Source organism: Microbulbifer sp. JSM ZJ756, assembly GCF_044383805.1.
Taxonomy (GTDB): Bacteria; Pseudomonadota; Gammaproteobacteria; order Pseudomonadales; family Cellvibrionaceae; genus Microbulbifer; species Microbulbifer zhoushanensis.
Genome location: NZ_JBISER010000001.1, coordinates 862,396 through 869,922 on the forward strand (window position 1 = coordinate 862,396; position 7,527 = coordinate 869,922).

Genomic DNA, 7,527 nt, shown 5'->3' on the forward strand with positions numbered 1-7,527 from the left:
TCAACTGACCTCCCCAAATGACGGTTCATAACAGTGAGATCGCGGATTGCTTCGAGAAACTGGCAGACCTGCTGGAGATTGAGGGTGCCAACCAGTTCCGGGTGCGTGCCTACCGCAACGCCGCGGGCACCATCCGCGGCTACCCGAGAAGCATGTCGGACCTGCTCGATGACGGCGAGGACCTGAGCGAGCTACCGGATATCGGCGACGACCTCGCAGGGAAAATCAAGACGATTGTTGAAACCGGTGAACTTCCCCTTCTCAAGGAGGTGGAGGAGCGGACTCCGGAGGCCCTCAGTGAGCTGATGATGATCGAGGGCCTCGGGGCCAAAAAGGTCAAGGCGCTTCATGATGCACTCGCTATCAACAGCCTCAAGGACCTTGAGAGAGCTGCCGAGGCCGGCGAGATCCGGGAAGTGTCCGGATTTGGCGAAAAAAGTGAAGAAAAAATTCGTAGCCGCCTGGAAAAATATTCCGGTGAAGAGAAACGCACTCGCCTGATTGATGCGGAGGAAGTTGCCAGGCCACTGGTCCAATACCTGAAAGAGGCCGAGGGACTCAAGGATATCATTATTGCCGGGAGTTACCGGCGGCGAAAAGAGACGGTGGGCGACCTGGATATCCTGGTGACCGCAAAGCAGGACTCGTCGGTGATGGATCACTTTACCAGCTATGACGAAGTCAATGAGATCGACTCCAAGGGTAAAAAGCGCTCAACCGTGTTTCTTCGTTCCGGCATGCAGGTGGACCTGCGGGTCGTTCCCCAGGTCAGTTTCGGCGCGGCGCAGGTCTATTTCACCGGGTCCAAGTCCCACAACATTGCCCTGCGCAAGCTGGGAATCCGAAAAGGGTTCAAAGTCAATGAATACGGTGTATTCAAGGACGACGAGCGTATCTCGGGTAAAACGGAAAAAGCCGTCTATGAGAAGCTGGGACTGGAGTGGATTCCCCCGGAACTTAGGGAGGATCATGGGGAGCTTGAAGCCGCGCGAAAAGGAAAGTTGCCACAGCTCATTACCCTGGAAGACATCCGCGGCAACCTGCATGCCCATACCAGGGCCAGTGACGGCCATAACAGTTTGAAAGAAATGGCCGAGGCCGCCCGTGAACTCGGCTATGAGTATCTTGCGATTACCGATCACTCACAGCGATTGACTGTCGCCAATGGCCTCGACAAGAAACGGCTGCTGGCGCAGGTGCGGGAGATAGACAAGCTCAACGAAAAGCTCGACGGTATCGTGGTGCTGAAATCCAGTGAAGTGGACATTCTCGAAGATGGCTCCCTCGACCTGGAAGACACCGTTCTCAAAGAGCTGGACTTTACCGTTTGCGCTATCCACCACAAATTTGACCTTTCCCGCAAAAAACAGACCGAGCGCATTCTTCGGGCCATGGATAACGACTACTTCAATATTCTCGCCCACCCGAGCGGCCGCCTGATCAATGAGCGATCCCCCTATGAGACGGACCTGGAGAAAATACTGGAGCGGGCGAAGGAACGGAATTGCATCCTGGAACTGAATGCACAACCCCAGCGCCTCGACCTTACCGACGAGGGCTGCCGGATGGCCAGGGAGCTGGGAGTGAAAATTTCAATTGCCACCGACGCCCACAGTACCTCTGACCTGCAGCATATGCGCTGCGGTGTCGACCAGGCGAGGCGGGGCTGGCTGGAAAAAGCCGATGTGGTCAATTGCCTGCCACTGGACAAGTTGATGAAGCTCTTCAGGCGCTGAGCGCCGGTACCTTGCCTCCGCCCGTCGTCATGCTACTGGACACGACCCCAGATGCCCGAACTTCCCGACGTTGAAACCTATAGACGCTACTTCGATGCCACTGCGCTACACCAGGTAATCCGACAAGTGCGCGTGCCCGGACCCGAGCTGCTGGTGGAAACAAGCCCCCAGGGACTGGGCCGCGCTCTGCACGGGGCCAGGTTCACGCAAACCGAACGCCACGGCAAGTATCTCTTCGCGCTGCTGGACTCGGGTAGCTGCCTGGTATTGCATTTCGGCATGAGTGGAAATCTGTCTTATTCAAAGTCGGTCAAGAGCCCGCCGCAATATACACAACTCGAGATCGACTTTGATAGTAATTACCGGCTGGCCTACCGCTGTCCGCGTAAACTGGGGCGTATTGCTCTCACCGGTTCGCCTGACGACTGGATCCGCGACCGGGACCTGGGGCCGGATGCCCTGCGGATCAGTGAGGAGGAATTTCTCGGGCGATCCCAAAAGCGCCACGGACAGGTGAAGCCCTGGCTGATGGACCAGCACCAGGTAGCCGGTATCGGCAATTATTACTCCGACGAAATCCTGTTCCAGTCCCGTATTCACCCCGCCAGGTCACTCGACGACCTTGACGAGAGCAATCGCAAGCGGGTATTCAGGGCGATGCGAACCGTACTGAAACAGGCAATCGACTGCGACGCAGAGCCAGCGGCCCTGCCACAATCATACCTGCTGCCTCACAGGCACCAGGATGGGCAATGCCCCCGATGTGGGCGGGACCTTGAAACGCAGGCGGTTGGCGGGCGCACCGCCTGGTACTGCCCGGGTTGCCAGCCGGGATGATGTTTTCCGGGATGTCCTGGAAATTCAGGTATCGTGTTGCCGGGCAGAGTGAATGATCGCCTGGATCTCCGCCGCTTCCAGGGTCTCCTTTTCCAGCAGCGCGCTGGCCAGGGCGTCGAGTTGGTTGCGGTGCTTTTCCAGCAGGTCCCGTACCTTTTTCTCAATCCCGGAGATCAACTCACCGACTTCCTCATCAATCACCTGCGCCGTGTGTTCACTGAAGTCCTTTTGCTGGGCAATCTCGCGTCCCAGGAAAACATGCTCTTCACCGCGGCGAAACGCTACCGGTCCCAACCGCTTGCTCATCCCCCACTGGCCCACCATATGCTGGGCGAGACTGGTGGCCTGCTTCAGGTCCGACTCCGCCCCGGAGCTTACCTCACCGAACACCACCTGCTCGGCCACGCGGCCTCCCAGCATCACACCGATCCGGTCATACAGGTAGCTGGCCCGCAGGCTGTGCCGTTCCTCCTCGGGAATCTGCTCGGTGGCCCCAAGGCTGCGCCCCCGGGGCACAATCGTAGCCTTGTCGAGCGGATCGGCATGGGGCAATAGGCTCGCCGCCAGGGCGTGGCCAGACTCATGATAGGCAATGAGTTCTTTCTCTTCCTCACTGATTACCATCTCCCGCTCACTGCCCAGAACAACCCGGTCGCGGGCCTTGAGCATGCGCTCCATATCGACTTCCGCGCGGTCATCCCGCCCCGCCAGCAGCGCGGCCTCATTGATCATGTTCTCCAGATCGGCGCCGGAAAACCCCACCGTCAGCGCTGCCAGGCGCTCCAGGTCTACATCCTCACCCAGCGGTGTATGGCGGGAATGGGTCTTGAGGATAGCGAGGCGCGCCTTCTTGTCCGGCAGGTCCACGGTGATCTTGCGATCGAAACGGCCCGGCCGCATCAGCGCCGCATCGAGCACATCCGGGCGGTTGGTGGCTGCGATGACCACCACTGCCTCGTGGGGATCAAAACCATCCATTTCACCGAGGATCTGGTTAAGTGTCTGTTCGCGCTCATCGTGGCCACCACCCAGCCCGGTCCCGCGGGCCCGCCCCACCGAATCGATCTCATCGATGAATATGATCGCCGGCGCCTCTTTCTTGGCACTGGCAAACATATCCCTGACCCGCGAGGCCCCGACGCCCACGAACATTTCAATAAACTCGGAACCGCTGATACTGAAGAAAGGTACGTCACTCTCCCCTGCCAGCGCCTTTGCCATCAGCGTCTTGCCAGTACCGGGAGGACCCATCAGCAGGATACCCTTGGGGATTTTTGCGCCAAGCTCCCGATAGTGCCCGGGATCCTTCAGGTAGTCTGCTATTTCGCGCAGGTCACGCTTGGCATTCTCCAGGCCCGCGACATCCTCGAAGGTCACATTTGATTCGCCACGTTCAAATCGCCGTGCCCGGGACTTTCCAAACCCGAAAGGACCCGTGGTGCCGCCCCCGCCGATTCTTGCCTGCATGGCCCGTCCGGCGAACCACAGCAGGCCGATAATCAGTAACAGTGGCATCAGGCTGATCAGGAGCGGCGTCCAGTTGTCACGCGGGACCGGCTCGGCATTGATCTCGACATTCCGGTCTTCGAGCAGTGGAATCAGGTCGGGGTCTTCCACAGGTGGCTTGGTGGTCCGGAACTCCACCGCGGCCCGATCCTCACCACGGGGCACCGGATAGGTATCAGCACCCACAAACCGGCCGGTGATCTGTTCACCACTGAGGGTGACACTTTCCACCTCCCCGGCCCTGACCTTCTCCTTGAACTCGGTATAGGAGAGCTTCTGGCCAGTCTCTTCCTGGCGGGAGGTCGTCCAGTAGGAAAAGGCCAGGAAGAGCAGGAGCATCCAGATCAGGTAGCCAGCAAGCGGAGACTGGGGCTGGCCTGTCGGCACGCGCTGTTTGTCTTGCTTTTGCTCGTCTGCCATACGAAATCCGCACTGCCTGCACAGCCGCCACAGGCGACAATTGAAGGGAGTACGGCGCCCCCCGGAACAGCGGGGCCCCGGCACTCTCCCCAGTATAGGTCCCGGCGCTATGCCCCACAGGCGGCCCATCACAACTATCTTGTAATAAGGGCTTGCAAACTCCCGCCCAGCAGGGCAGAATGCGCGCCCTATCGAGCTGAACCGGCAACCCCCGGGGAAGCGGCCGGCTCGGTAACTTGCGGATTTTTAAGGATTTTTTCTTAAAAATACTTAAAAAAAGAGTTGACGAAACAAACCCAACTCTCTAATATTCGCAATCACAACGACGCGCTCGTAGCTCAGCTGGATAGAGTACCTGGCTACGAACCAGGCGGTCGGAGGTTCGAATCCTCCCGAGCGCGCCATACAAAGAAAGCCCCTTCCGAAAGGATGGGGCTTTTTTTGTATGGCCCGTTTGTGGAGGTAAGAACCACCGCAGGCTCGATCAACTCGCGCCAGCGAGTTGAGACCGAGCAAAGCGAGCCCGTAGGGGCGAAACACGCCAACGCGTGTTTCGAGTCCATCCTCCCCCTCTTCCCTGCACCGTCCTTCCCAAGCTCCCCGAAAGGACGGGGCTTTTTCTGTATGGCGCGCTCGGGCGTTGACGACAAATTTGTCTGGAACAAATTTGGACGCCGAAGGCGCCCATGGGGTGAGCGCCAGGGATGGCGCGAATCAACCTCCGCAGGTTCGATCAACTCGCGAATGCGAGTTGAGACCGCGCAACGCGCGCCCGCAGGGGCGAAACACGCCAACGCGTGTTTCGAGTCTATCCTCCCCTTCTGTCCCTGCACGGTCTCACCGAAGCTCCAGGAAAGGATGCCCCATCTATATGGTACGTTTGGGCGGTGACGACAAATTTGTCTGGAACAAATTTGGACGCCGAAGGCGCCCATGGGGTGAGCGCCAGGGATGGCGCGAATCAACCTCCGCACGTTCGATCACCTCGCTCCAGCGAGTTAAGACCGCGCAACGCGCGCCCGCAGGGGCGAAACACGCCAAAGCGTGTTTCGAGTCTATCCTCCCCTTCTGTCCCTGCACGGTCTCACCGAAGCTCCAGGAAAGGATGCGCCATTTATATGGTACGTTTGGGCGGTGACGACAAATTTGTCTGGAACAAATTTGGACGCCGAAGGCGCCCATGGGGTGAGCGCCAGGGATGGCGCGAATCAACCTCCGCACGTTCGATCACCTCGCTCCAGCGAGTTAAGACCGCGCAACGCGCCCACGGGGCGAAACACGCCAGAGCGCGTTTCGAGTCCGCCCTCCCCTCTAACTATCACTACCATGCCCCCAGAGATCCACCACACAACTATCCAGAAGCGGAACCCACCACAAATGTCGCCCTCAAACTTAATTGAGGCAAGTACGCCCCCCTAGCACTCATGACAGGGAACGTTGTGGTAAGCAATCCATATCAGCACTTCTACAATCCCGGGTTCCTGCACGACCGGCGTCTCCTCGTCTCACTGGCGCTCGCCCTCAGCCTTCATAGCCTATTCATTGCCATACCCCTGCAACAGCAACAGCTGCTAAATAACAAGAGCATCCATGTAACCTTGACCCAACCTCCGGCCACAGGCTCAACAGGCACCGCTCAGCAGGATTCAGGAGCAAGGAAAGACAGGACGACAAAACACCCACCAGTAACCGCACCGAACGAGAACACCGAAAAGCCCGCTACCCCGGAAGCCCCCGCAGACAGCCTCGAGCCCCGACAAGAAACACCAGCTCCTCCAGCCAGCAAAGACGCGGCAACCCAAAAGGCAACACAAAAGGTGGTGAGCGAGCCTGTGACGGCGGCGCCGGCTGAACAACCCACAACCGCCGACAGCCACCAGGGCGCCAAGACCAGGTCGACAGTTTTTGACCCACGCCTGGCCCGTCAGCTGGAACAGGAACGGAACAAGGTACAGAAATTCAAAAAGCCGGAAGCCGAGTTAATGACGGCAACTGGCACATTTGTCCAGAATGGCGACTACTGTGCAGAGATCAGGAAGATATTGGTCGGAGACCCTGACAGTAATATCTATCAGGACTTCAAAATAAAATGTACGAAACGGAGACGGCCCCAGGAGGATATAGACCGGCTGGCTGAAAAGTATGGGATTCCCTGAACAGAGCAACACAGCGAAGCTGGCGGGGGCGAGCGGTCCGAGTCCCGGGCCATGGATGGCCCGAATGGCCTGACTGTGCCGCGCAGCGTTAGCAGAGCGCCGCCCGGCTCATCGACAGGCATAAAATAGCCCTGACCGTGTTAGCGATCAGGGCTTTTGGGATAGAAGCCTGTATGCAGGGGCGATGGGCTGTTGAGTCGCCATCCCTGGCGAAGCTGCAGATTGTTCGACCTGGCCCCGGCCCGGCCATCCATGGCCGGTCGCTAAACCGTGCACGAAGCTGTGCTTCGCCTGCGCACGGTTTAGCCCTACTCTGATCGCGGCACATCCATGTGCCGCGCCCCTGCGGGCAGCCTGGGGCTGTCCAAATCGGCTGTCCTGCCGATTTGTCACAATGCTAGGCACCAAGGTTATCGACAGGCATAAAAAAAGCCCTGACCGCGTTAGCGATCAGGGCTTTTGCAATTGAAGCCTGACGATGACCTACTCTCACATGGCGAATCACCACACTACCATCGGCGATGTTGCGTTTCACTTCTGAGTTCGGCAAGGGATCAGGTGGTTCCACAACTCTATGGTCGTCAGGCAAACTGGCTTGGGCTGGTGTCGGTCTTACGGGCTGTTTCTGTGCCCTGCGCTACCTGTTACCGCCGTTTGCATGATCTTCCGATCAACGGTAACCCCAAATAAGTCGGTGAAACATTCTGTAGTAATACACCGCAAGTCGTATGTCTCTTGCTCACAGTCCATCGGCTTGCGCCAATCGTCAGTAACCATCTCTGTTGTATGGTCAAGCCTCACGGGCAATTAGTACTGGTTAGCTCAACGCCTCACAACGCTTCCACACCCAGCCTATCAACCTGGTAGTCTTC

4 protein-coding genes, 1 tRNA gene and 2 rRNA genes are annotated in these 7,527 nt (G+C 58.3%); 4 read left to right on the plus strand and 3 right to left on the minus strand.

Annotated features, from left to right (window positions below; translation table 11 throughout):
• Positions 1–17: 17 nt before the first annotated feature.
• Together polX and ACH6CX_RS03925 are read left to right on the plus strand one after the other, a co-directional pair.
• On the plus strand, positions 18–1,736 hold the full coding sequence (gene polX / locus ACH6CX_RS03920; protein ID WP_233005697.1) for a DNA polymerase/3'-5' exonuclease PolX: 1,719 nt from the start codon (positions 18–20) through the stop codon (positions 1,734–1,736).
• A 51-nt stretch (positions 1,737–1,787) separates the two neighbouring features.
• Entirely contained in the window at positions 1,788–2,573 is a 786-nt protein-coding gene (locus ACH6CX_RS03925) for an Fpg/Nei family DNA glycosylase (RefSeq protein WP_233005698.1), read from the plus strand.
• Between the two features lie 24 nt (positions 2,574–2,597).
• Here the strand turns inward: ACH6CX_RS03925 and ftsH are convergent, their stop codons facing one another.
• Positions 2,598–4,499, minus strand: coding sequence for an ATP-dependent zinc metalloprotease FtsH (gene ftsH / locus ACH6CX_RS03930; protein WP_233005699.1), 1,902 nt, complete (start codon positions 4,497–4,499; stop codon positions 2,598–2,600).
• A gap of 327 nt (positions 4,500–4,826) precedes the next feature.
• On the opposite strand from ftsH, the gene ACH6CX_RS03935 reads away from it, so the two are divergent.
• Positions 4,827–4,903: transfer RNA gene (locus tag ACH6CX_RS03935), tRNA-Arg, on the plus strand.
• Between the two features lie 1,035 nt (positions 4,904–5,938).
• Positions 5,939–6,655, plus strand: a complete 717-nt coding sequence (locus ACH6CX_RS03940; RefSeq protein ID WP_396674863.1) for a hypothetical protein — start codon at positions 5,939–5,941, stop codon at positions 6,653–6,655.
• A 470-nt stretch (positions 6,656–7,125) separates the two neighbouring features.
• Here the strand turns inward: ACH6CX_RS03940 and rrf are convergent.
• A 5S ribosomal RNA gene (gene rrf, locus ACH6CX_RS03945) occupies positions 7,126–7,241 on the minus strand.
• A gap of 200 nt (positions 7,242–7,441) precedes the next feature.
• Positions 7,442–7,527: ribosomal RNA gene (locus ACH6CX_RS03950) — 23S ribosomal RNA — on the minus strand; the annotation flags it as partial.

Bases quoted from the DNA above. Each gene is read 5' to 3' on its own strand.
- ftsH (WP_233005699.1), bottom strand. From the start codon at position 4,499: ATGGCAGACGAGCAAAAGCAAGACAAACAGCGCGTGCCGACAGGCCAG.
- ACH6CX_RS03925 (WP_233005698.1), top strand. From the start codon at position 1,788: ATGCCCGAACTTCCCGACGTTGAAACCTATAGACGCTACTTCGATGCC.
- polX (WP_233005697.1), top strand. From the start codon at position 18: ATGACGGTTCATAACAGTGAGATCGCGGATTGCTTCGAGAAACTGGCA.